A 24693-nucleotide genomic window follows, 5' to 3' on the forward strand; every position below is an offset into this window, starting at 1 on the left:
GCGGCCGGACGGGCGCGGCCACGCGGGCGCGGCTGCGGGCGCGGGGCGGCTGACGTGCCCCGACACGGACGCCGTGATTGTCCTGTGATCTGTCTCCCACTCTTGTGAAAAGACACACGAACGCGTCATTCGATCTTTTCCGCCTGCGAGAGTGACCCCAGATCGCTCATACGTTCTTTGCTGGCTGATTCCCGGTCAAAGATCCACAATTCGTCCTCCGGGAGCACAGCTGTGGCAGCCCTCGCGCGTTGGTGTGTCCGCAACCGCCTGCTGGTGGTCGTGCTCTGGCTCCTCGCCCTGGGCGGCACGGCCACCGCGGCCGCCGTCGCCGGCGTCGCGTACTCCAACGACTACGAGGTCCCCGGCACCGAGTCCGGCCGCGCCACCCAGCTGCTCGCCGAGGGCTTCCCGGACCTCGGCGGCGACAGCGACACCGTCGTCTGGCACACCGCGACCGGTTCCGTGGGCGACGCCGACGTCGAACAGACCATGACCCGGACGCTGGACGAGATCGCCGGCCTGCCCGGCGTGGCCTCCGTCGCCGGGCCCTACGGCGAGCAGGGCAAGGCGCAGATCAGCAGGGACGGGCACACCGCGTACGCGACCGTCACCTTCGACGACCGCGCCGAGGACGTCGACGAGGGCGAGGCCCGGGCCGTCGTCGACGCCGCCAAGGCCGCCGAGACCGACGGGCTCCAGGTCGAACTGGGCGGCAGCGCGATCGCGCTCACCGAGTCCTCCGGCGGGCATCTCGCCGAGGTCGTCGGCGTGGTGGTGGCCGCGGTCGTGCTGTTCCTCGCGTTCGGCTCGCCCGCCGCCTCGGCCCTGCCCATCGCCACCGCCCTGGTCGGCGTGGGCACCGCCTACGCCGGGATCGCGCTGCTCGGGCACGCCATGACGGTCGCCGACTTCGCACCCATGCTCGGCATGCTCATCGGGCTGGGCGTCGGCATCGACTACGCGCTGTTCATCGTGACCCGGCACCGGCGCGGGCTCAAACGCGGGCTGCCGGTCGCCGAGGCCGCCGCGAACGCCGTCACCACCACCGGGCGCGCGGTCGTCTTCGCGGGCGCCACCGTGTGCATCGCCCTGCTCGGCATGCTGATCCTGCGCCTGAGCTTCCTCAACGGCGTGGCGGTCGCCGCCTCGCTGACCGTCGTCCTCACCGTCGCCGCCTCCGTGACGCTGCTGCCCGCCCTGCTGTCCCTCATCGGCATGCGAGCCCTCAGCCGCCGCGAACGCCGCCGCCTCACCGAGCACGGACCCCAGCCGGAACTGCCGACGGGCCTCGCCGCCCGCTGGTCGGCGTTCGTGGAGCGCCGCCCCAAGCTCCTCGGCGCACTCGCCCTGGTCGTCATCGCCGTCCTCGCCCTGCCCACCTTCTCCCTCCGCCTCGGGACCTCCGACCAGGGCAACGGCCCGGAGACGGCCACCACCCGCCAGGCCTACGACCTCCTCGCCCACGGCGCCTCCCGCCCGGGCGCGGCCGAGAGCGGGGGAGGCTTCGGGCCCGGCGTCAACGGTCCGCTGACCCTGGTGACCCGCGTCGGCGGCGCCGAGGACCGGCTCGCCCTGGACAACCTCGACGCCGCCCTGCGCACCACCGAGGGCGTGGCGTCGGTGACGCCGGTGACCTTCGCCTCCGACGGCCGCACCGCGTACCTGACGGTGGTCCCGACGTCCGCCCCGCAGTCGCAGCACACCAGCGAACTCGTCGACCGGCTGCGCACCGGGGTGCTGCCCCGCGCCGAGGCGGGCACCTCCCTCGACGTGCAGGTCGGCGGCGTCACCGCCGGCTACGACGACTTCGCCGACGTCATCGTCGACAAGCTGCCGCTCTTCGTGGGCGTCGTCATCGGCCTCGGCTGTCTGCTGCTCCTGCTCGCGTTCCGGTCCGTGGGCATCCCGCTGAAGGCCGCCGTCATGAACGTGGCCGCCGTCGCCGCCGCCTTCGGGATCGTCGTGGCCGTCTTCCAGTGGGGCTGGGGCAGCGAGCTGCTGGGACTCGGCCGCGCCGGGCCCATAGAGCCCTTCCTCCCCGTGATCATGGTGTCGGTGCTCTTCGGCCTCTCCATGGACTACCAGGTCTTCCTGGTCAGCCGGATGTACGAGGAGTGGCTGGAGACCGGCGACAACCGGCGCGCGGTCCGCGTCGGCCTCGCCGAGACCAGCCGCGTCATCAACTCGGCCGCCGTGATCATGATCTCGGTCTTCCTCGCCTTCGTGCTCAGCGGCGACCGCGTGATCGCCATGTTCGGCATCGCGCTCGCCGCCGCCGTCGCCCTCGACGCCTTCGTCCTGCGCACCCTGCTCGTCCCCGCCCTCATGCACCTGCTCGGCGGCGCCAACTGGTGGCTGCCCCGCGCCCTCGACCGGCGCCTGCCGCGGATCAGCATCGAGCCGCCCGAGTGCCGGGCCGCCCATGAGAGGCTCGCCGGGGAACTGGAGGAACTGGAGAGGGAGCCGCGGCCGGATGTACGCGATATCGCTGGGTGACGACGGAGCCGAGCTGCGCCCCCTGGAGCCCTGGCACGCCGAGGAGTTCCTGACGCACCTGCAGCGCGGCCGGGACTTCGTCAACCGGTACGTCCCCTTCGGCGCGAAGGCCGTCGACGCGCCGACCGCGCGGGAGACCCTGCGGCGGTACGCCGACATGCGCGCCGCCGACACCGGCTCGCTGCACGGCGTGTGGGTGGACGGCCGCCTGGTGGGCGGCGCGCTCCTGCTGAACTTCGACGCCGCGACCGCCAACTGCGAGGTCGGCTGCTGGCTGGAGCCCGCCGCCACCGGGCGCGGACTGATCACCCGGGCCGTGCGGATCCTGATCGACCACGCGGTGGAGCAGCGCGGGATCCAGCGGGTCGAGTGGATCGCCTCCGCCGGGAACACCGCCAGCCTGAACGTCGCCCGGCGCCTCGGGATGACCCGCGACGGGGTCCGCCGCCAGGCCTACCCCTATCGTGGGGAGCGGCACGACCTCGAGGTGTGGTCCGTGCTGGCCCAGGAGTGGCGCGACGCTCGCGCGGGCGCCGCTCACAACGATCTCTAAGGGACCTCTCAGAGAGCGTCCGTACGGTGCGAGGTATGGGAACCAAGACTGCTGACCAGGCCGGGGCCGAGACCGGCGCCGGGGCCACGACCGACGAGGAGAAGGTGGACGTCACCAAGACCGACGCCGGCGACCGCGCGACGGAGACCGGGGAGCTCACGGACTCCGGGGAGGCCGCCGCACAGGACGCGCAGGCCGCCGAGGCCGCCGACGACACCGACGGCGCGCACGCGCTCCGGGAGGAGTCCGCGGGCGTGGGGCAGGGGGCGGGCGCGGTCGTCTCCGCGGTCCTCGGCTTCGTGTCGCTGACCGGCAGCTGGGTCGGCACGGTCGCCGGTGAGCACCAGACCCTCCTCGGCCGGATGGAGACCTCGTCAGGCGCGAGCATCGCCCAGCAGATGCAGGCGATCTACGGCGACGCCTGGCAGATCACCGCCCTGTGGGCCGGGCTGTTCGCGCTGGCCGCGCTGGTCACCGGCGTCGTCGTGCTGGCCCGCCCGGCCTTCGGCAGCCCGGCCCGCCCGCAGGCGGCCTGGATCAAGTCGGTCTCCTGGGCCGGCGTCGCGCTCGGCGTCATCGGGCTGCTGCTGGCCGTGCTCAAGTACACCGACGCGTTGCTCGGCCTGCCCTCCGCCGGCTGAGTCCCCGCAGACCACGAGGGGTCTCAGGGCCGCCGTAAGCACCTTACGGCCGGCTCTGAGGCCCCTCGGGCGCGTCTAAGGCCCCGCCGCCCGCCGAAGATGCGGAACTCTCCCGATGTGGCGGACCCCCCTGGGAGACGAAGGTTGAGGCATCGCAGCAAGCGAAGCCGAAACCGATCTCCCGGGAGTCACACGATGTACGAGTACGAGCTCCACCAGGCCCGGTCCGCCGAACTGCGCCGCCGGGCCGCCGACGAGCGGCTCGCCCGCACCGTCGCCCGAGGCGCTCGCGCCGCCCGCCGCGCGGCCGAGGAGCGCGCGAGCGGCGGCGCCGAGTCCGAGTCCCATACGCACCGTCTCCGCCGGCTCCGCTTCCCCCGGACGGCGTGACCGCCGCGGCGGTGGCGGGCGGCCGCACGGGGGTCGGCCGTCCGCCCACCGGGGGCCCGGCGATATCCGCTGGGCCCCCCTCGCGCCGGCGTGCCATGCTCGCCCCCGTGGAGAACAGGTCCGTCAGCCCCGTCTTCGTCGGCCGCTCCGACGAGCTGGACATCCTGAACGACGCGCTCTCCCGCGCCGCCGCGGGAGAGCCGCGGGCGTTGCTCGTCGGCGGCGAGGCCGGGGTCGGCAAGACCAGGCTCGTCGAGGAGTTCGCCGTGACCGCCGGCCGCGACGCCGGCGCCGTCGTCGCGGTCGGCGGCTGCGTCGAGATCGGCGCGGACGGACTGCCCTTCGCCCCGTTCTCCGCCGCTCTGCGCGCCCTGCGCCGGGACCTGCCGGACGAGTTCGCGGCCGCCGCAGCCGGACAGGAGGACGAACTCGCCCGGCTGTTGCCGGAGTGCGGCCGGAGCACGGCCGGACGGCACGACGAGGAGGGCATGGCCCGGCTCCTCGAGCTCGTCGCGCGCCTTCTGGAACGCGTCGCCGCCGAACGCACGGTCGTCCTCGTCCTGGAGGACCTCCACTGGGCCGACGCCTCCACCCGCCATCTGCTGTCCTACCTGCTGCGCACCCCGCGCACCGGCCGCCTCGTCGTCGTCGCCACCTACCGCGCGGACGACATCCACCGTCGTCACCCGCTGCGCCCCCTGCTCGCCGAGCTCGACCGGCTGCGCACCGTACGGCGTCTCGAACTCGCCCGCTTCACCAGGGACGAGGTCGGCCGCCAGATCGCCGGCATCCTGTCCCGCGAACCCGACCCCGAGCAGATCGACGCCATCTTCGAACGCTCCGACGGCAACGCCTTCTTCGTCGAGGAACTCGCCGTCGCCGCACACGAGGGCTGCCGCACCGGTCTCACCGACTCCCTGCGCGACCTGCTCCTCGTCCGCGTCGAGACGCTGCCCGACTGCGCCCAGAACGTCGCCCGGATCGTCGCCGAGGGCGGCTCCACCGTCGAGTACCGGCTGCTGGAGGCCGTCGCCCGGCTCGCCGAGGACGATCTGATCGACGCCCTGCGCGCCGCCGTCAACGCCCATCTGCTGCTCGCGGCACCCGACGGGGACGGCTACCGCTTCCGCCACTCCCTGGTCCGCGAGGCGGTGAGCGACGATCTCCTGCCCGGGGAGCGCTCCCGCCTCAACCGCCGCTACGCCGAGGCCTTGCAGGCCGACCCGACCCTCGTCCCCGCGGACGAGCGCGTCATGCGGCTGGCCAGCTACTGGTACCACGCCCACGACCCGGCCAGGGCTCTGCCCGCCGTTCTCGACGCCTCCGTCGAAGCCCGCCGCCGGCGCGCCTACAGTGAGCAACTGCGGCTCCTGGAGCGGGCGATGGAGCTGTGGGAAGCCGCCCCGCAGGAGGTCAGGGGCGCGCTGCGCCCCGTCGGCCACGCCGAGGCGTATCCGTCCGGGCCGCCCGCACCACGCGAGGGGACGCCCGGCGGCCGCGGCCCCGCCGGCCCGCTGCGTTATCTCGACCTCCTGGCGCAGGCCACCGTCGCGGGCCGCTACTGCGGGGAACGCGAGCGCGCGCTGAAGATCGCCAAGCGGGCGCTGCGGCTGCTCGAGGACGAGGACGGCGACCCCCTGTGCGCCGCCTGGTTCTGGGTGCAGCGCTCCCGTCTGGTGCGTTCCCTGGGCCGGGGCAGCGGCCGCGAGGAGCTGGCCCGGGCACAGGAGCTGATGCGCGGTCTGCCGCCCAGCGAGGTGCACGCCGAGGTGCTCGCGCACGCCGCCGGCTGGTCCGCGCTCCATGCGCCCGGACCGGACGCCTACCGCGCCGCCGAGCGGGCGGTCGAGTACGCCAGGATGGTCGGCGCCCGCGAGACCGAGCTCAAGGCCCGCCAGATCCTGGGCATCCTCATGGTCGACGCCGGGCACATCGAGACCGGCCTCACCGAGCTGTCCGAGGTCAGGGACCGGGCGCTCGCCGAGGACATCCCCACCGTCGCGCTCGACGCCTATGTGAACCTCCCCGCCGAGCTGGAGGCGGTGGGACGCTCCCGGGAAGCCGTCGCGATCATGGCGGAGGGCCTGCTCTACGCCCGACGGCAGGGACTGCCGGACACCGAGGCGTGCGTGCAGGGCAACCTCGCGGAGTCCCTGCTGTCGCTCGGCCGCTGGGACGAGGCGGACCGTGCGAGCGCCGAGGCGGGTCGGATCGCCCGGGGTGTGGCCGTCAAGGGCGTCCACGCGGTGCTGCGCGCCGAACTCGCCCTGGCCCGGGGCGAGCTCGCCGAGGCGGGCCGCCGGCTGGAAGCCGCCCACCGCTACTTCGGCTTCCGGGAACACGTGCCGCAGGACCGTCTCCCGCTCGCCCGCCTCGCCGTCGCCCTCGCCGTGGCCGAGGACCGTCCCTCCGACGCCCGGTCCCACCTGGAACACGCCCTGGACGTCGGGTTCCCGCCCGGCGCCCAGCGCTACGCCTGGCCCCTGCTGCTCACCGCGGCCTCCGCGCTCGACGCCGTCACCGTGGCAGCCGGGGCCGGGGCCGGGACGGCGGACCGGATCCGCCGGGCGGCGAAGACGCTCGCCGCCTTCGCCCCCGTCTGGCAGGCGCACGCACTGTGGCTGCACGCCGAACTCGCCCGCGCCGAGGGCCGCAACGACCCGGAGGACTGGTCCGAGGCGGTCGCCGCCTTCGAGTGTCTGGAACGCCCCTACGACCTGGCCCGCGTCCGGCGCCGCATGGCCGAGGCGCTGCTCGCCGTCGGCGGGGAGGCCGAACGCGAGCGGGCCGCCGAGCTCCTGCGCCTCGCGCACGCGGTGGCCGTCCACCTCGGGGCCCGCCCGCTCGCCGACGCCGTAGCCCTGCTCGGCCGGCGCGCCCGGCTGCCCCGGACCACCGTCGCGGGCCCGCCGGACGCCCCGGCCGGACCCGCCGACCCGCTCGCCGCAATCGGTCTCACCAGCCGTGAACGCGACGTGCTGCGTCTGGTCTCGGCGGGCCGCACCAACCGGCAGATCGCCGAGGAGCTGTTCATCTCACCGAAGACGGCCAGTGTGCACGTCTCGAACATCCTGTCGAAGCTCGAGGTCTCGGGCCGGGGAGAGGCGGCGGCGGTGGCCCACCGGCTGGCACTGTTCCCGCCGAGGGCCGGGGACTGGCCGATCGCGCGATAATCGCGACACTGGGGCAGGACGACCGCGACCCGGCAGAGGAGAGCGATGTTCAACGCCTTCGAGGAACTCTTCTCACCGGGCCGTAAGCACACCCGGGACGAGCAGAACCGGCTGGAGCTGACCCGGGAGGACGTCGGCGACGCCGATCCCGGGCGCGGGCCGATAGACCTCGCCTCCGGAAAGGTCGTGGTCCGGGCGCACGAACCCCCGGAGCCGCCGGGGGAGAGGCCCCCGGCGGGGGAGGGGTGACGGCGGCGCTCAGGTCACCCGCAGCTCCAGAATCCGGTCGTCCCCCTTCTTCGGGGCGCCGCGGCCGTCCGTGGCGCTGGTGGTGACCCACAGCCTGTCGCCGCCCGCCGCCACCACCGTGCGCAGCCGCCCGTACTCGCCCTTGAGGAAGGCCTGCGGATCGGCGGAGACGGCGGTGCCCTTCAGCGGGACGCGCCACAGCCGCTGCCCCCGCAGACCCGCCATCCAGATCGAGCCCTCGGCGTACGCGATGCCGCTCGGGGACGCCTCGTCGGTGTGCCACTGGGCTGTCGGGTCGCGGTACTTCGCGTCCTTGGACGCGCCCTCGGCCGCGGGCCAGCCGTAGTCGGCGCCGGGTTCGATCGCGTTCAGCTCGTCCCAGGTGTTCTGGCCGAACTCCGACGCGAACAGGCGCTGCTTCGCGTCCCAGGCAAGCCCCTGCACATTGCGGTGGCCGTAGGAGTACACCGGGGAGTCGGGGAAGGGGTTGCCGGGAGCCGGCTCGCCCTCCGGGGTCAGCCGCAGGATCTTGCCGCCGAGGGACTTCTTGTCCTGCGCCAGCCCCCGGTCGCCGTTCTCGCCGGTGCCGATGTACAGCTGCCGGTCGGGGCCGAAGGCGATCCGGCCACCGTTGTGGATCATGCCCTTGGGGATGCCCTTGAAGATCGTGTCGGGCGCCCCCAGCTGATCGCCGGCCGGTCGCTTCGCGTCGTAGAGCATGCGCACGACGCGGTTGTCGGAGGCCGAGGTGAAGTACGCGTAGACCATGTGGTCGGAGGCGTAGTCGGGGGAGAGGGCGAGGCCCAGCAGGCCGCCCTCGCCGGCCGCGGAGACCCCCGGCACCTCGCCCAGCTCCGTCTTCGCGCCCGTCTTCTCGTCCACCCGCGTGATCGTGCCCTCGTCGCGCGAGCCGACGAGCAGTCCGCCCTCGGGGAGGGGCGCGAGACCCCAGGGGCTGTTCAGGCCCTCGGTCACCGTGCGCACCACGTCGACCGTGCCCTTCGCGGGCGGGGTCTCCTCGGCGGCCGGGGCGGTGCGGGCGGACGCGCTCCCCGGAGACGCGCTGGCGGAGGCGCCGGGCGACCCCCCGGCGCCGGACGAACAGCCGGCCGTCACCAGCAGGGCACCCGTGGCCAGCACGGCCGACACAGCTCGACGTCGCACGATCATGGTCCCTTCGACACACGGGTCCCTCGGCGGGCTTCACCTGTCTTACGCCGGCGGAGCCTGTGGGGTTCCCGTCCGGCGCGGCGCCCACCCGAAAGCGGCCCCCGTCCCTCCGGCCCCGGCGCCCCGGGCGGGGACCCTCACTCCCACGATCCCTGCGCCCCCGGCAGCCGCGCCAGCTCGGCCAGATCCTGCGGCGTCAGACGCAGCCGGGGGGCGCCCGCGTTCTCCGACACCCACCGTTCCCGCTTGGCGCCCGGGACCGGCACCACGTGCCGGCCCTGCGCCAGTACCCAGGCCAGCGCCGCCTGCGCGGCCGTCACGGCGTCGCCGTGACGGGCGGCGACCCGGCGCAGGCCGACCACGATCGGCTGGTTCGAGGCCATCATCTCGGCGGTGAACCGCGGATGCCGGGCCCGCATGTCGTCCGGTTCGAATCCCTGCCCGGGGGTCAGCCTGCCGGTGAGGAAGCCGTTGCCGAGCGGCATCGCGGCCAGGAAGCCGACACCGTGCGCCTCGCACCAGGGCAGCAGGCCGTCCAGCGCCTCGGGCGACCACACCGACAGCTCCGCCTCGACCGCGCTCACCGGGAACACCTGCTGGACGCGCCGCAGTTGCCGAATCGTTCCGTCGTACAGGTGCCCGCTCGACCGGCGGCCGCCCCGCGCGCCCACCGCACACAGCCCCAGCGCCCGCACCTTGCCCGCCTGGACGAGCTCGGCCATCGCGCCCCAGGTCTCCTCGACCGGCACCTCGGGGTCGGCGCGGTGCAACTGGTAGAGGTCTATGACATCGGTCTGCAGCCGCCGCAGGGAGGCGTCGCAGGCCCGTTTCACATATCCCGGACGGCCGTTGGCCACGATGTGCTGCTCGCCGACGAGCAGACCCACCTTCGTCGACACGAACGCGTCCCGGCGCCGCTCCTTCAACGCCCGCCCCAGTAACAGCTCGTTGGTGAACGGGCCGTACATGTCGGCGGTGTCCAGCAGGGACGAGCCCTCGTCCAGCGCCCGGTGCACCGCCTTGAGCGACTCGTCGCCCCGCTGCCGCGACCCGCTGTACGCCCAGCTCATCGGCATGCACCCGAGACCGACGGCACCCACCTCGAGCGCCCCCGCGCCGATCGTCCTGCGCTCCACCTGCCCGAAACCCTCCCTCACCCGCCCCCCCAACCTAACCTCTGCCGCGGCCCGGGCCTGACATAGCCTCCCGACCATGAGTGCTGACGTATGGCTGCCCATCCCCCCGCAGGAGATCGAGGGCCTCCCGCAGGGCCCGGCCTACCGCTTCTGGAACGGCGAGCAGGACTTCCCGGCGGACCCCGCCGACTGCGCCTTCTACGTCGTCCCCTACATGAAGGCCCCCGAGGTCGGGCAGCGGCCCCTGCCCGCGATGAGCTCGCTGGAGGTCGTGCAGACCCTGTCCGCCGGCATCGACCACGTGGAGCCGGCCCTCGGGACGCTGCCTCCCGGCGTACGGCTCTGCAACGCGCGCGGGGTGCACGAGGCGAGCACGGCCGAGCTCGCGCTCACCCTGGTCCTCGCCTCGCTGCGCGGGGTCCCCGACTTCGTCCGGGCGCAGGAGCGCGGGCAGTGGCTCGACGGGTTCCGGCCGGCGCTCGCCGACAAGAACGTGCTCATCGTCGGGTACGGCTCCATCGGCTCCGCCATCGAGGACCGGCTCGTGCCCTTCGAGGTGGCGCGGGTGGCGCGCGTCGCGCGCTCCTGGCGCACGACGGCGCGCGGCCCCGTGCATCCGATCGCCGAACTGCCCGCCCTGCTTCCCGAAGCGGACGTCGTGATCCTCTGCACGCCCCTGAACGAGACGACGACGGGCCTCGCCGACGCCGCGTTCCTGGCCCGGATGAAGGACGGCGCGCTGCTCGTCAACGTGGCCCGAGGCCCGGTCGTCGACACCGAGGCCCTGCTCACGGAACTGGAGAGCGGCCGGCTGACCGCGGCGCTGGACGTCACCGACCCCGAGCCGCTGCCCCCGGGCCACCGCCTGTGGACCGCCCCGGGCGTACTCGTGAGCCCGCACGTCGGCGGACCCACCTCCGCCTTCCGGCCCCGCGCCGACCGCCTGCTGGCCGACCAGTTGCGCCGCTTCGTGAACCGCGAGCCGCTGCGCAACGTGATCCTCACGACGGGCGCCCCCACCGGGACGTGACGCCGGCGGTGGTCCCGCGGTCCGGTTCGGGCACCCTCCGCAGTCCTCCGGACGCGTTCCGTACCTCATCCGGGCGCATATGCCGATGATCGTCACGCAGCGTAGAGGAACTATGTCCCTGAGTGACGAGACTGGTGTATCGTCCCGACAGGGGCTGCGCCGCGCACGACCGGCGTGAGGGACGGACATTTCAGACTGGTGAGGGGGGCGACGGGCGATGCACGGCCAATGGACGAACGATCCGACGCGGCGGAGTCGCCGCCTGCGACCCTGGCGCTCGGCCGCGCGCGGACCCGGTCGCAGCGCTCACCGGGACCCGGCGGCGGCACGGACCGGGAGGGCCCGGTGAGCTCGCCGTCGACCTCCGCCCCCCTCCTCGACGGAGCGCCGCGCACGCGTCCTCCCGCGGGGACGCCGTGCTTCGCCGTGCCGCCCGCGGGCGGCCCCGGACCCAACGTGGTCCACCAACTGCTGCTGGCCTTCCTGTGCGCGGGGTACGCCGTCGGCGCCGCCCTCGGCTGGGGCTCGGAAGAACTCGCGCTGATCATGGGCGACTTCGGGCTCACCGCCGCCGCCGGCACGGCCGCCGTGTCCTGCTTCTGCTACGCGCGCATCCGCCGCGTACGCTTCCGGCCCGCCTGGATGCTGTTCTCGCTCTCCTCGGCGATGGCGGCCCTCGGCAACCTGGTCTGGGGCTGGTACGAGGTGGTCCTCGGGCGGCCCGTGCCCAGCCCCAGCATCGCCGACCTGTTCTTCCTGTGCTTCGCGCCCCCCGCCATCGTGGGGTTGCTGGTGCTCGCCGCACGCCCCGTGACCAAGGCGGGCTGGGTCTGCCTGGGGCTGGACGCCTGGCTGATCGCCGGCTCGCTGCTCACCCTCTCCTGGAGCCTCGCGCTCGCCCAGGCCGCCCAGCTCGACGGCCCGAGCGTGGCGCACGCGGCGCTGTCGCTGGCGTACCCGCTGCTGGACATCGCCCTGGTGAGCATGGTGCTGGTGCTGCACTTCCGGCGCACCGCCGTGAACCGCACCGGGGTCAACACGGCCGTCGGCGCCCTCGCGCTGACCGTGATGTGCGACGCCCTGTTCACCTCGCCGCTGCTGCACAACGACTACCGCTCGGGGCAGCTCCTGGACGCCGGCTGGTTCGCCGGCTCGCTGCTCCTGGCCTACGCGCCCTGGGCGGCCTACCGCCGGCACGGGCGGGGGGCGGACGAGGGGCACACGCGCGTGGTGCACGAGCACCTGCCCGGACAGCGACCCGCAGCCCGCAGCGTCACGTCCCCGCAGGCCCCGACGCCCCCGCAGGGCGGTGATCACGGCTGCTATCCGGCCACCCGGCCCATCACCGGCTCGCTGGCGGCGCTCACCCCGTACCTCGCCGCCGCCGTCTGCACCCTGGGCATCCTCTACAACGTCCTCAACGGACGCAGCGTCGACCGCGTGGTGCTGCTCACCGGCGGCACGGTCGTGCTCGCCCTCGTGGTCCGCCAGGGGATCATGCTGCTCGACAACATCGCCCTCACCCAGGAACTGGCCCAGAAGGAGAACCACTTCCGCTCCCTGGTCCAGGGCTCCAGCGACGTCATCATGATCGCCGCCCCCAGCGGTGTGCTGCGTTACGTCTCCCCGGCCGCCGCCGGTGTGTACGGCCGGTCCGCCGAGGAGCTGGTGGGCACCGAGCTGGCCCACCTGATCCACCCGGAGGACCTGGGCTGTGTGGTCCACGAGGTGCGCCGGTTCCTCGCCGCCAGCCCGCAGGACGAGCCCACCACGCGCATCGAATGCCGTTTCCGCTCCGGGTCGGGAGGCTGGCTCAACGTCGAGTCGACCGTCAACCGGCACCACGGCGGCCTGATCTTCAACAGCCGGGACGTGACGGAGCGGGTGCGCCTGCAGGCGCAGCTCCAGCACAACGCCGAGCACGACCCGCTCACCGACCTGCCCAACCGCGCGCTGTTCACGCGGCGTGTCCAGCAGGCGCTGTCCGGCCGCCGCAGCTCCGACCGGGGCCCCGCCCTGCGCAACACGGCCGTCCTCTTCATCGACCTCGACGGCTTCAAGGCCGTCAACGACACCATCGGTCACGCCGCCGGTGACGCCCTGCTGGTCCAGGCCGCCCGCCGGCTGCAGGACGCCGTCCGCCAGGGCGACACCGCGTCCCGGCTCGGCGGCGACGAGTTCGCGGCCCTGATCGTCGGCGACGGCACCCGTGACCGGGCCGCCCGCGAGCGTCACATACTGGAACTCGCCGACCGTCTCCGGCTCACGCTCTCGCAGCCGTACCTCATCGACGGCAACGACGTCCGCGTCGCCGCGTCCATCGGCGTGGCCTTCGCCGAACCCGGTCTGGGCGCAGGAGAGCTGCTGCGCAACGCCGACCTCGCCATGTACCGCGCCAAGGCCGGCGGCAAGGGCCGGGTCGAGCTCTACAAGCCGCAGATGCAGCAGGACGTCGTACGCAAGGCGGAGCTCGCCACGCGGCTGCGTTCCGCGCTGCACGACGGTGAGTTCGCCCTCCTGCACCAGCCTGTGGTGCGCCTCTCGGACGGCCGGATCTCGTCGGTCGCCGCACAGGCGCGCTGGCGTTCCTCGCAGGGGGTGCTCTTCACGCCCGCCGAGTTCCTGCGGGTCGCCGAGGACGGCGACCGGACGGCCGAGCTGGGCCGCTGGCTGCTGGAGCAGGCCGTCGAGCAGGCAGCCGACCGGGTCGCGAGCGGGCTGACGCTGCCCGTGGTCGTCCGGGTGGGCGCCCGGCGGCTGCTGGACCGCTCGATGCCGCTGAGCTCGGTGGAGGCGCTGCTGACACGGCACGGCCTGCCGTCGGGCTCGCTGGTGGTCGAACTCTCCGACACCGACCCCAGGGTGCCGCTGGACGAGCTGGAGCGCCGCCTGGGGGCTCTGCGCCGCCTGGGCGTCCGGATCGCCCTGGACGGCTTCGGCAGCGGCTACGGGGCGCTCACGGCGCTGCGCCGGCTGCCCGTGGACGTCCTCAAGCTCGACCGCACGCTCGTCGAGGGGGTCGTCGAGTCCGCCCGGCTGAACAAGATCACCGGTGGGCTGCTGCGGATCGCGTCCGATCTGGGGCTGCAGTCCGTCGCCGACGGCGTGGACCTGCCCGAGCAGGTCGTCGCGCTGCACGCGATGGGCTGCACGCACGGGCAGGGCATGGCGTTCTCCGGACCGCTCGACGAGTACCGGCTGCGCCGCGCCCTCGCGACGGGCCGTTATCCGGTGCCGCACGACGGGCCGGCCGAGCCCGCGTTCGCGGGCGGCGGCGCGGGGGTGTACACCAGTGGGGTGACCGCCGTCCTGGGGAGCGGAAGTGCCCTACGCTCACATAATGAGACTCCCGTCCCACCCACTTGACAGTCGGTGTGCGCCAGGGGGAGGGTCAATGCCATGCGCACCCGAATTCTCGTACTTGGCAAGCGCGTCGGCTGAAGCTGGTGGCGTCCGGACAGACCCGGAACCCACAGCGACCCACACCCGGCGCGCTCCCCTCGCTTGCCTTATGGCACGAGGGGTTTTTTGTTGCACAAAACCCGGGGCGACGCCCCCGCACGACCCCCAGCAACACCCGTAGAACCTTCAGTAAAACCCTCAGCATCGAGAAGAGAATGCCGATGACCGAGCAGGCCACCGGGGCCCATCCGCAGCCCCGGCCCCGATCCGGAGGACAGCACTCCGCGTCCGTCGAGCACGTGACGGGTGCGCAGTCCCTCATCCGCTCTCTCGAGGAGGTCGGCGCCGACACGGTATTCGGCATTCCCGGCGGTGCGATCCTTCCCGCCTACGACCCGCTGATGGACTCGACGAGGGTCCGCCACGTCCTGGTCCGCCACGAGCAGGGCGCGGGCCACGCCGCCACCGGCTATGCCCAGGCCACCGGTCGCGTCGGCGTCTGCATGGCGACCTCCGGCCCCGGCGCCACCAACCTGGTGACCCCGATCGCCGACGCGCACATGGACTCGGTGCCGCTCGTGGCGATCACCGGACAGGTCGCGTCCAAGGCGATCGGCACGGACGCCTTCCAGGAGGCGGACATCGTCGGCATCACCATGCCGATCACCAAGCACAACTTCCTGGTCACCAAGGCCGAGGACATCCCGCGGGTGATCGCGCAGGCCTTCCACATCGCCTCCACCGGCCGCCCCGGCCCGGTCCTGGTCGACATCGCCAAGGACGCCCTCCAGGCGAAGACCACGTTCTCCTGGCCGCCCACCATGGACCTGCCCGGCTACCGTCCGGTGACCAAGCCGCACGCCAAGCAGATCCGCGAGGCCGCGAAGCTGATCACGGCCGCCAAGCGGCCGATCCTCTACGTCGGCGGCGGCGTCCTGAAGGCCGGCGCCACGGCCGAGCTGAAGGTCCTCGCCGAGCTGACCGGCGCGCCCGTCACCACCACCCTCATGGCGCTGGGCGCGTTCCCCGACAGCCACCCGCAGCACCTGGGGATGCCCGGCATGCACGGCTCGGTGGCCGCCGTCACCGGCCTGCAGAAGGCCGACCTGATCATCGCCCTGGGCGCCCGCTTCGACGACCGCGTCACCGGCAAGCTGGACAGCTTCGCGCCGTACGCCAAGATCGTCCACGCGGACATCGACCCGGCCGAGATCGGCAAGAACCGCGCCGCCGACGTCCCGATCGTCGGCGACGCGCGCGAGGTCATCGCGGACCTGGTCCAGGCCGTCCAGAAGGAGCACAGCGAGGGCCAGCAGGGCGACTACACCGCCTGGTGGAAGGACCTGAGCCGCTGGCGCGACACCTACCCGCTCGGCTACGACCTGCCCGCCGACGGCTCGCTCTCCCCGCAGCAGGTCATCGAGCGCATCGGACAGCTCGCCCCCGAGGGCACGATCTTCGCGGCGGGCGTCGGCCAGCACCAGATGTGGTCCGCGCACTTCGTCCAGTTCGAGAACCCCGCCACCTGGCTGAACTCCGGCGGCGCGGGCACGATGGGCTACGCGGTGCCGGCCGCGATGGGCGCCAAGGCGGGCGCGCCGGACCGGACGGTCTGGGCGATCGACGGCGACGGCTGCTTCCAGATGACCAACCAGGAACTGACCACCTGCGCCCTGAACAACATCCCGATCAAGGTGGCCATCATCAACAACGGCGCCCTCGGGATGGTCCGCCAGTGGCAGACCCTGTTCTACAACCAGCGCTACTCCAACACCGTGCTGCACTCCGGCCCGAACGACGTCAACCCGCAGGCCCGGGGCACCCGCGTCCCCGACTTCGTGAAGCTGTCGGAGGCCATGGGCTGCTATGCGATCCGGTGCGAGTCCCCGGACGACCTCGACAAGGTCATCGCGGAGGCGAACTCCGTCAACGACCGTCCCGTCGTCGTCGACTTCGTCGTCCACGAGGACGCGATGGTGTGGCCGATGGTCGCCGCAGGCACCTCCAACGACGAGATCCTGGCCGCCCGGGACGTCCGCCCCGACTTCGGCGACAACGAAGACGACTGAGCGAGAGAGACGTAAGAAGACATGTCCAAGCACACGCTCTCCGTCCTGGTGGAGAACAAGCCGGGCATCCTGGCCCGGATCGCCGCCCTGTTCTCCCGCCGGGGCTTCAACATCGACTCGCTCGCCGTCGGCGTCACCGAGCACGCAGACATCTCCCGCATCACGATCGTGGTGAGCGTCGACGCGCTGCCGCTGGAGCAGGTCACCAAGCAGCTCAACAAGCTCGTCGAGGTGCTGAAGATCGTCGAACTGGAGCCGGGACAGGCCGTTCACCGCGAACTCGTTCTGGTGAAGGTGCGCGCCGACAACGAGACGCGCTCGCAGATCGTCGAGATCGTCCAGCTGTTCCGCGCCAAGACCGTCGACGTCTCCCCGGAGGCCGTGACCATCGAGGCCACCGGCAGCAACGACAAGCTCACCGCCATGCTCAAGATGCTCGAGCCGTACGGCATCAAGGAGCTGGTCCAGTCCGGAACGATCGCGATCGGCCGTGGCGCCCGTTCGATCACAGACCGCTCGCTGCGCGCTCTCGACCGGTCGGCATAAGTATGGAAACGGGCGGCCGACGTCATCGGCCGCCCGTATGCCGAGACCCCGAGACCTACCTGCCGCCCGCCGTCATACGGTGGGACGCACCACCTGCACACAAGGAGAGAACCCAAAGTGGCCGAGCTGTTCTACGACGCCGACGCCGACCTGTCCATCATCCAGGGCCGCAAGGTCGCGGTCATCGGCTACGGCAGCCAGGGCCACGCCCACGCCCTGTCGCTCCGTGACTCCGGTGTCGACGTCCGCGTCGGTCTGCACGAGGGCTCCAAGTCCAAGGCCAAGGCCGAGGAGCAGGGCCTGCGCGTGGTGACTCCCGCCGAGGCCGCCGCCGAGGCCGACGTCATCATGATCCTGGTGCCGGACCCGATCCAGGCCCAGGTCTACGAGGAGTCCATCAAGGACAACCTCAAGGACGGCGACGCGCTGTTCTTCGGCCACGGCCTGAACATCCGCTTCGACTTCATCAAGCCGCCGGCCGGCATCGACGTCTGCATGGTCGCCCCGAAGGGCCCCGGCCACCTGGTGCGCCGTCAGTACGAGGAAGGCCGCGGCGTTCCGTGCATCGCCGCCGTCGAGCAGGACGCCACCGGCAACGCCTTCGCGCTGGCGCTGTCCTACGCCAAGGGCATCGGCGGCACCCGCGCCGGCGTCATCAAGACCACCTTCACCGAGGAGACCGAGACCGACCTGTTCGGTGAGCAGGCCGTCCTCTGCGGCGGTACGGCCGCTCTGGTGAAGGCCGGCTTCGAGACGCTGACCGAGGCGGGCTACCAGCCGGAGATCGCGTACTTCGAGTGCCTGCACGAGCTGAAGCTGATCGTCGACCTCATGTACGAGGGCGGCCTGGAGAAGATGCGCTGGTCGGTCTCCGAGACCGCCGAGTGGGGCGACTACGTCACCGGTCCGCGGATCATCACGGACGCCACCAAGGCGGAGATGAAGAAGGTCCTCGCCGAGATCCAGGACGGCACCTTCGCGCGTGAGTGGATGGCCGAGTACCACGGCGGTCTGAAGAAGTACAACGAGTACAAGCAGCAGGACTCCGAGCACCTGCTGGAGACCACCGGCAAGCAGCTCCGCAAGCTGATGAGCTGGGTCGACGAAGAGGCCTAGGCCTCGAGGACAGGGGTCGGAGCGTACTGCTCCGGCCCCGTTGTCCATCCTGTCCCACCACGGACGGGTGATCCTTCCGCGGAGGCATGAGGCGACCTCCGCCGCAGCACTACACTGCTGTTCATATACGCGTTCAGGCCCACAGCGTCGTGCGTCTTCCACGCGGCTAGCCCCTCCTCCGCATGCGGCCGTCGGGACGGCCGTCCGCACGCTCTGGACTTGTGAGGACTCACGTGAGCTCGAAACCTGTCGTACTCATCGCTGAAGAGCTGTCGCCCGCGACCGTGGACGCGCTCGGCCCGGACTTCGAGATCCGGCACTGCAACGGAGCGGACCGGGCCGAACTGCTCCCGGCCATCGCCGACGTCGACGCGATCCTGATCCGCTCGGCCACCAAGGTCGACGCCGAGGCGATCGCCGCCGCGAACAAGCTGAAGGTCGTCGCACGAGCCGGCGTCGGCCTGGACAACGTCGACGTCTCCGCCGCCACCAAGGCCGGCGTGATGGTCGTCAACGCCCCCACCTCGAACATCGTGACCGCCGCCGAGCTGGCCTGCGGTCTGCTGCTCGCCACCGCCCGCCACATCCCGCAGGCCAACGCCGCGCTGAAGAACGGCGAGTGGAAGCGCAGCAAGTACACGGGCGTGGAGCTGGCCGAGAAGACCCTCGGCGTCGTCGGCCTCGGCCGCATCGGCGCGCTCGTCGCGCAGCGGATGTCCGGCTTCGGCATGAAGGTCGTCGCCTACGACCCCTACGTGCAGCCCGCGCGCGCCGCGCAGATGGGCGTGAAGGTGCTGACGCTGGACGAGCTGCTCGAGGTCGCCGACTTCATCACCGTCCACCTGCCGAAGACCCCCGAGACGGTCGGCCTGATCGGTGACGAGGCGCTGCGCAAGGTCAAGCCGAGCGTGCGCATCGTCAACGCCGCGCGTGGCGGGATCGTCGACGAGGAGGCGCTGTACTCGGCGCTGAAGGAGGGCCGGGTCGCCGGCGCCGGCCTCGACGTGTACGCGAAGGAGCCCTGCACGGACTCCCCGCTGTTCGAGTTCGACCAGGTCGTCGCCACCCCGCACCTCGGCGCGTCCACCGACGAGGCGCAGGAGAAGGCCGGCATCGCGGTCGCGCGGTCGGTGCGTCTGGCCCTCGCCGGCGAGCTCGTCCCCGACGCGGTGAACGTCCAGGGCGGTGTCATCGCCGAGGACGTCAAGCCCGGTCTGCCGCTCGCCGAGCGTCTCGGCCGCATCTTCACCGCGCTCGCCGGCGAGGTCGCGGTCCGCCTCGACGTCGAGGTGTACGGCGAGATCACCCAGCACGACGTGAAGGTGCTGGAGCTCAGCGCCCTCAAGGGCGTCTTCGAGGACGTCGTCGACGAGACGGTGTCCTACGTCAACGCCCCGCTGTTCGCGCAGGAGCGCGGTGTCGAGGTGCGGCTGACGACCAGCTCGGAGTCGGCCGACCACCGCAACGTCGTCACCGTGCGCGGCACGCTGTCGGACGGCGAGGAGGTGTCGGTCTCCGGCACGCTGGCCGGCCCCAAGCACCTGCAGAAGATCGTCGCGGTCGGCGAGTACGACGTCGACCTCGCGCTCGCCGACCACATGGTCGTCCTCAAGTACGAGGACCGGCCCGGCGTCGTCGGCACCGTCGGCCGGGTCTTCGGCGAGGCGGGGATCAACATCGCCGGCATGCAGGTCGCCCGGGCGGCGGCGGGCGGCGAGGCGCTGGCCGTCCTGACCGTGGACGACACGGTGCCGCCGGCGGTGCTGGCGGAGGTGGCGGAGGAGATCGGGGCGACGTCTGCTCGTGCCGTGAACCTCGTCTGAGGTTCGCCGCACGTTCCGGGGGCTGCCGCCCCCGGGCCCCCGCTTCGGCCCTGAAGGGGCCTCGTCCTCAAACGCCGGACGGGCTGGATTCGCTGAGCGTGGCTCGGCGGTCACGTCGGACGGGCTGGATTCGCTGAGCGTGGCTCGGCGGTCACGTCGGACGGGCTGGATTCGCTGAGCGTGGCTCGGCGGTCACGCCGGACGGGCTGGATTCGCTGAGCGTGGCTCGGCGGTGCACGTCAGGTGTGTGCGCCGGGCGGGGCGGATCCGTCGGACGTGGTTCGCATGCGGACGCCGGGTGGGCTGGAGTGATCCAGTCCGCCCGGCGTTTTCGTCTGTGCGGCTACTTGTCGCTGACGCGGCTCCGTCGCAGCGTCGTCGTCGCCGCTGCCGCGGCTGCCGCGAGGACCACCGCCCCTGCGATCGCCGCCCCCTGCATGCCGTTGGTGAAGGCTTCTCGGGCCGCGGTCGCCAGGACGTCTCCCGTGCGTCCGGGCAGGTGGCCGGCGACGGCCAGGGCGCCCCCGAGGGTCTCGCGGGCCTCCGCCGGAGCCGAGGACGGCATGTCGTGGCGGTAGAGCGCCGTGCCGATGGAGCCGAGTACGGCCATCCCCAGCGCGCCCCCGAACTCGGCGCCCGTCTCCAGCAGCGAGGACGCCGAACCCGCGCGCTCCACCGGGGCCGTGCTCATCGCCAGGTCCGTCATCTGGGAGAGGACCATGACGATGCCGGAGGCGAGGACCCCGCAGGCGGTCAGCACGAGCCACATCGAGTCGGCGCCGGCGAGGGCCAGCAGGCCGTAGCCGGCCGCGCCGGTCGTGAAGCCCGCCGTCACCACGTGGGCCCGGTCCACGCCCTTGTGGACCAGGGACGTGGCCAACGGGGCCGCCATGCCGATCGGCACCGAGGGCAGCAGCGCCCACAGGGCGGCCTCCAGCGCGCTCTTGCCGAGGACCGACTGCAGGTACTGCGTGGTGAAGAAGGCCGACCCCAGCATCCCGAACGAGGAGACGAGGTTCAGCACGACCGCGGGGGCGAAGCCGGGCCGGCGGAACAGGGCGGGGGAGATCATCGGGTCGGCGGCCGTGCGCTGGCGGTGGACGAAGAGGGCCGCGAAGAGCAGGCCCACGGTGACCGAGAGGACGTACTCGGTGCGCCAGCCCTCCGACGGGATCTCCTTCAGGCCGTAGATCACGGGGAGCACGGCTGCCATCGACAGCGGGACGCTCGGCCAGTCGAAGCGGCCCGGGGCGGGGTCGCGCGACTCGGGCAGCAGAACCGGGCCGAGAACGAGCAGCAGGACCATCGCGGGCAGGTTGACCAGGAAGACCGAGCCCCACCAGAAGTACTCGACCAGCACGCCGCTCATCACGGAGCCGAGGGCGATGCCGCCCGTCATGACGCCGGACCACAGGCCGATCGCCTTGGCGCGCTGGCCCGGGTCGGTGAACATCGTGCGGATCAGGGCCATCGTCGAGGGCATCAGGGTCGCGCCGCCGATGCCGAGGACCGCCCGGGCGGCGATCAGGGTCTCGGCGCTGTTCGCGTAGGCCGCGATCAGCGAGGCGGCGCCGAACGCGGCGGCGCCGATCAGGAGCAGCCCGCGGCGGCCGATGCGGTCGCCCAGGGAGCCCATCGTCATCAGCAGGCCCGCGAGGACGAACGCGTAGATGTCGAAGATCCACAGCTGCTGGGTGCCGCTCGGCTCGAGGTCGGCGCTGATCGCCGGGATCGCGAAGTAGAGGACGGAGACGTCCATGGAGACCAGGAGCAGCGGAAGCATCAGCACGCCGAGGGCGGTCCATTCGCGGCGGCCTGCGCGGGGCGCCGGGGCGGTGGCGGTGCTCGTCGGGTTCGTTGTCATGGCAGCGACTGTACGGGCGTATTAAACGAGTGTCTAGAACGCTTGTATAAATCATTTGTCTAGGACGCATGTATGGATCGGGGATAGGGTGACGTCATGGGACATCGTGAGGATCTGCTCGAGGGCGCCAAGCGCTGCCTGCTGGAGAAGGGGTTCCTGCGGACGACCGCACGGGACGTCGTCAAGGAGTCGGGGACCAACCTGGCATCGATCGGCTACCACTACGGCTCCAAGGACGCGCTGCTGGCGCAGGCGTACGTCTCGTTGATCGAGGGCGCCGGCGACGACTTCGACCCGGGCTGGGGCGGCGGCGAGGTGACCGCGCCCGCCGGATCGCTGGAACGGTTCCAGGAGGTCTGGGCGAGCATCATCGGCTCGGTGCCGCGGACGCGGGCGATCTGGCTGCTGAGCTTCGAGCTCGTCGTCCAGGGCGACCGGCTCCCCGAGGTGCGCAAGCTGCTGGCCGAGGCGCAGGAGGAGGGCCGCTCGGGGATCGTGCCCATGTTCAACGGCGTCCCGGAGGCCGAGCTCGACAAGGAGACCGTCGACACGGAGGGCCGGTTCTACCAGACCCTCCTCAACGGGCTCATGGTCCAGTGGCTCTTCGACCCCGACACGGCGACGGACGCGGCGCAGCTCACGGAGGGGCTGCGGCGGGTGATCGCGGGCGCGGCGAAGAGCTGAGCCGAGCGAGGCGGGTGTGCGGGCGGGCGTGCCGTGCGTCCCGGTCCACGGGGCTTTCGCAGCGTGCCCTACAGCCGGGCCGCCTTCAGCGTCATGTGCAGCAGCAGCCGGTCCTCGCCGTCGTCCAGGTCCAGGCCCGTCAGCTGCTCCACCCGCGACAGCCGGTAGTACAGCGTCTGCCGGTGGATGCCCAGTGCGGCTGCCGTGCGGCCGGCCTGGCCCGCGCAGTCGAGGTAGACCTCGGCCGTGCGGGCCAGTTCGTGGTGGGCGGGGGAGGTCAGTGCCCGTACGGCGGGGTCCTGGACGCGCGCCGGGGGCAGCGAGGTGAGCAGCCGGTACGGGCCGATCGACGACCACGGCGCGACCGGCCCCAGGCGGGGCTCGGCGAGCGCGGCCCGCGCCGACGCCGACGCCTCCTCCCACGCGGCCCCGAGCTCCGCCAGGCCGACCCGTGAGGCGGCCACGCCGGCGGCCGCCTCCGGCGCCCGTTCCCGCAGCCGGGCCGCCGCCGACGTGGCGGGGGTGAGGACGTCCGCCGAGCGCAGCCGCACCAGGAGCGCCAGTGACCGCGACGCCGTTCCCCACGGCAGCGTGCACCAGGCCGTCGCCCCGGGCAGGGTGCGCAGGGAGATTGCGTCGTCCGGATCTGCCGAGGGCCAGGGGGTCACGCACACCACCGTGTGCGGACCGTCCGCGCGGGCCCCGAGCGCGGTGCGCAGCTCCGCGACCGCCATGTCCCGGGGCCAGCCCGGCTGCGCCGCCAGGACCGCCAGCAGCTCCCGGCTGAGATCGGCGCCGTGCCGGGCCTCGTCGGCCAGCAGCGCGCCGATCCGGGCCGTCACCTCCATCGCGGAGGCGAGCTGCGCGTCGGAGGGCCCGGGATCGTCGTCCAGCAGCCACACGTAACCGAGGACGACGCCCCGATGCCGTACGGGAAGGCAGACGCGGCCCCGGTGCACCCCGGCCTCCGGGGTGGGCGGGATGCGCACCGGGCCCTGCGCGCGCGTGATGCCGAAGCCCTCGAACCAGGCGCGGACGGCGGCCGTGGAACGCCTGGTCAGGATCGACCGGGTGCGGACCGGGTCCAGCGCGGACTCGTCCAGCTCGTCCTCGCTCGCGTACGCGCCGAAGGCGAGGAGCTCGAAGTCGCGGTTCTCCAGGGTCGCGGGGGCGCCCAGCAGCTCGGAGAGCTCGTCGACGAGCTCCTGGTAGTCGCCCCGATGGTCCCGGTAATCCGACGTCACCGGGGCATTCTCCCCCAAGCGCGACCGTCCTTCATACATCTGTCTGAGATCGGCGGCACGGATGCGTGACAGCTGTCGATGGCCCACGATCGGAGGGATCCTTAGGTTTCACGGTGGTTCTATCTGCTGGTTTGTGGAGGTGCCCCGTGCTGGGTCCCGTGATTCTCGCCGCGTCGCGCAGCGACCGGATGCGACGCCTGATCTCGGCGGCCCCGGTGACGAAGCAGGTCGTCGACCGCTTCATCCCCGGCGAGACGGTCGACGACGTCGTCCCGATCATCGAAGAGCTCACCGGCCGGGGTCTGGAGCTGACGATGGACGTCGTCGGCGAGGACATCACCGCCCCCGAGCAGGCCCTCGCCGCCCGGGACGCCTACCTGGCGCTGGTCGGGAGGCTGGGGGAACTCGAGCTCGGCGAACGGGTCGAGACGTCCGTGAAGCTGTCCATGTTCGGGCAGGCCCTCCCCGGCGGTCACGAGCTGGCGCTCGCCAACGTCCGGCCGGTCGTCGAGGCCGCCGCCGCCATCGGCACCACCGTCACCCTCGACGCCGAGGACCACACCACCCTCGACTCGATGTTCGCCATCCACGAGGAACTGCGCAAGGACTTCCCGCAGACCGGCTGCGTCATCCAGGCCTACCTCTTCCGTACCGAGGCCGACGCCCGCCGGCTCGCCGCGAGCGGCAGCCGGGTACGGCTGGTGAAGGGCGCCTACAAGGAGCCCGCCACGGTCGCCCACCAGGACCGGCACGAGATCGACAAGGCGTACGTCCGCGTCCTGCGCACCCTGATGGCGGGCGACGGATACCCGATGATCGGCTCCCACGACCCGCGCCTGATCTCCATCGGTCAGGAGCTCGCGCGCAAGGCCGGCCGCAAGCCCGACGAGTACGAGTTCCAGATGCTGTACGGGATCAGGAGCGACGAGCACCTGCGGCTCGCCGCTGAGGGACACCGCATGCGCGTCTACACCGCCTACGGCACCGACTGGTACGGCTACTTCATGCGCCGTCTCGCGGAGAAGCCGGCGAACCTGCGCTTCTTCGCGCGCTCGATGGTCACCAAGGGCTGAGCCCACCCCCCGCTCGCAACACGCTCAGTAAGGA

At 72.5% G+C, this 24693-nt stretch carries 18 protein-coding genes; 14 read left to right on the forward strand and 4 right to left on the reverse strand.

What is annotated here, in order from left to right; translation table 11 throughout:
- Positions 1-231: 231 nt before the first annotated feature.
- The 6 genes from ACH4ZA_RS20770 (at position 232) to ACH4ZA_RS20795 (ending at position 7502) form a co-directional block, all read left to right on the forward strand.
- Positions 232-2496: an MMPL family transporter gene (locus tag ACH4ZA_RS20770; protein WP_398430893.1), complete on the forward strand. Its 2265-nt coding sequence runs from the start codon at positions 232-234 to the stop codon at positions 2494-2496.
- On the forward strand, positions 2474-3049 hold the full coding sequence (locus tag ACH4ZA_RS20775; protein WP_398430895.1) for a GNAT family N-acetyltransferase: 576 nt from the start codon (positions 2474-2476) through the stop codon (positions 3047-3049). The genes ACH4ZA_RS20770 and ACH4ZA_RS20775 overlap by 23 nt, the downstream gene beginning before the upstream one ends.
- A 35-nt stretch (positions 3050-3084) precedes the next feature.
- A complete protein-coding gene (locus tag ACH4ZA_RS20780) occupies positions 3085-3690 on the forward strand; it encodes a hypothetical protein (RefSeq protein WP_398430897.1) in 606 nt (201 codons plus the stop codon).
- Positions 3691-3885: 195 nt separating this feature from the next.
- The gene (locus tag ACH4ZA_RS20785) at positions 3886-4080 is read left to right on the forward strand and encodes a hypothetical protein (RefSeq protein WP_319277508.1); all 195 of its coding nucleotides are present in this window, start codon (positions 3886-3888) and stop codon (positions 4078-4080) included.
- A 95-nt stretch (positions 4081-4175) separates the two neighbouring features.
- Positions 4176-7253 (forward strand): AAA family ATPase, encoded by a 3078-nt coding sequence (locus ACH4ZA_RS20790; protein WP_398430899.1) that lies wholly within the window; start codon positions 4176-4178, stop codon positions 7251-7253.
- A 45-nt stretch (positions 7254-7298) separates the two neighbouring features.
- Positions 7299-7502: a DUF6191 domain-containing protein gene (locus tag ACH4ZA_RS20795; protein WP_398430901.1), complete on the forward strand. Its 204-nt coding sequence runs from the start codon at positions 7299-7301 to the stop codon at positions 7500-7502.
- 9 nt (positions 7503-7511) lie between these two features.
- Here the strand turns inward: ACH4ZA_RS20795 and ACH4ZA_RS20800 are convergent, their stop codons facing one another.
- Positions 7512-8672 (reverse strand): PQQ-dependent sugar dehydrogenase, encoded by a 1161-nt coding sequence (locus tag ACH4ZA_RS20800; RefSeq protein WP_319277503.1) that lies wholly within the window; start codon positions 8670-8672, stop codon positions 7512-7514.
- 137 nt (positions 8673-8809) lie between these two features.
- Positions 8810-9808 carry an aldo/keto reductase gene (locus ACH4ZA_RS20805; RefSeq protein ID WP_319277501.1) on the reverse strand — a complete coding sequence of 333 codons (999 nt, stop codon included), beginning with the start codon at positions 9806-9808 and terminating at the stop codon, positions 8810-8812.
- Positions 9809-9884: 76 nt separating this feature from the next.
- Here ACH4ZA_RS20805 and ACH4ZA_RS20810 point away from each other — a divergent pair, with 76 nt between their 5' ends.
- From ACH4ZA_RS20810 to serA, 6 genes are all read left to right on the forward strand, one after another.
- A complete protein-coding gene (locus ACH4ZA_RS20810) occupies positions 9885-10838 on the forward strand; it encodes a 2-hydroxyacid dehydrogenase (RefSeq protein ID WP_319277500.1) in 954 nt (317 codons plus the stop codon).
- Between the two features lie 345 nt (positions 10839-11183).
- The gene (locus ACH4ZA_RS20815; RefSeq protein ID WP_319277601.1) at positions 11184-14204 is read left to right on the forward strand and encodes an EAL domain-containing protein; all 3021 of its coding nucleotides are present in this window, start codon (positions 11184-11186) and stop codon (positions 14202-14204) included.
- Between the two features lie 257 nt (positions 14205-14461).
- Positions 14462-16309 (forward strand): acetolactate synthase large subunit, encoded by a 1848-nt coding sequence (locus ACH4ZA_RS20820; protein ID WP_319277498.1) that lies wholly within the window; start codon positions 14462-14464, stop codon positions 16307-16309.
- Positions 16310-16330: 21 nt separating this feature from the next.
- Positions 16331-16855, forward strand: coding sequence for an acetolactate synthase small subunit (ilvN, locus tag ACH4ZA_RS20825; protein ID WP_057584948.1), 525 nt, complete (start codon positions 16331-16333; stop codon positions 16853-16855).
- Positions 16856-16972: 117 nt separating this feature from the next.
- Positions 16973-17971, forward strand: coding sequence for a ketol-acid reductoisomerase (ilvC, locus tag ACH4ZA_RS20830; RefSeq protein WP_107441775.1), 999 nt, complete (start codon positions 16973-16975; stop codon positions 17969-17971).
- A 233-nt stretch (positions 17972-18204) separates the two neighbouring features.
- Positions 18205-19794, forward strand: coding sequence for a phosphoglycerate dehydrogenase (gene serA / locus ACH4ZA_RS20835; protein ID WP_319277495.1), 1590 nt, complete (start codon positions 18205-18207; stop codon positions 19792-19794).
- A 343-nt stretch (positions 19795-20137) separates the two neighbouring features.
- Here the strand turns inward: serA and ACH4ZA_RS20840 are convergent, their stop codons facing one another.
- Positions 20138-21658 carry an MFS transporter gene (locus tag ACH4ZA_RS20840; RefSeq protein ID WP_398430907.1) on the reverse strand — a complete coding sequence of 507 codons (1521 nt, stop codon included), beginning with the start codon at positions 21656-21658 and terminating at the stop codon, positions 20138-20140.
- A 96-nt stretch (positions 21659-21754) separates the two neighbouring features.
- Here ACH4ZA_RS20840 and ACH4ZA_RS20845 point away from each other — a divergent pair, with 96 nt between their 5' ends.
- Positions 21755-22342 (forward strand): TetR/AcrR family transcriptional regulator, encoded by a 588-nt coding sequence (locus tag ACH4ZA_RS20845; RefSeq protein WP_319277492.1) that lies wholly within the window; start codon positions 21755-21757, stop codon positions 22340-22342.
- A gap of 68 nt (positions 22343-22410) precedes the next feature.
- Here ACH4ZA_RS20845 and ACH4ZA_RS20850 read toward each other — a convergent pair whose 3' ends face one another.
- Positions 22411-23625: a helix-turn-helix domain-containing protein gene (locus ACH4ZA_RS20850; protein WP_319277599.1), complete on the reverse strand. Its 1215-nt coding sequence runs from the start codon at positions 23623-23625 to the stop codon at positions 22411-22413.
- Between the two features lie 107 nt (positions 23626-23732).
- Between ACH4ZA_RS20850 and ACH4ZA_RS20855 the strand changes: the two genes are divergently transcribed.
- Entirely contained in the window at positions 23733-24659 is a 927-nt protein-coding gene (locus tag ACH4ZA_RS20855; RefSeq protein WP_319277491.1) for a proline dehydrogenase family protein, read from the forward strand.
- Positions 24660-24693: the final 34 nt, after the last annotated feature.

It is taken from the genome of Streptomyces sp. NPDC020597 (genome assembly GCF_044335095.1).
GTDB lineage: Bacteria > Actinomycetota > Actinomycetes > Streptomycetales > Streptomycetaceae > Streptomyces.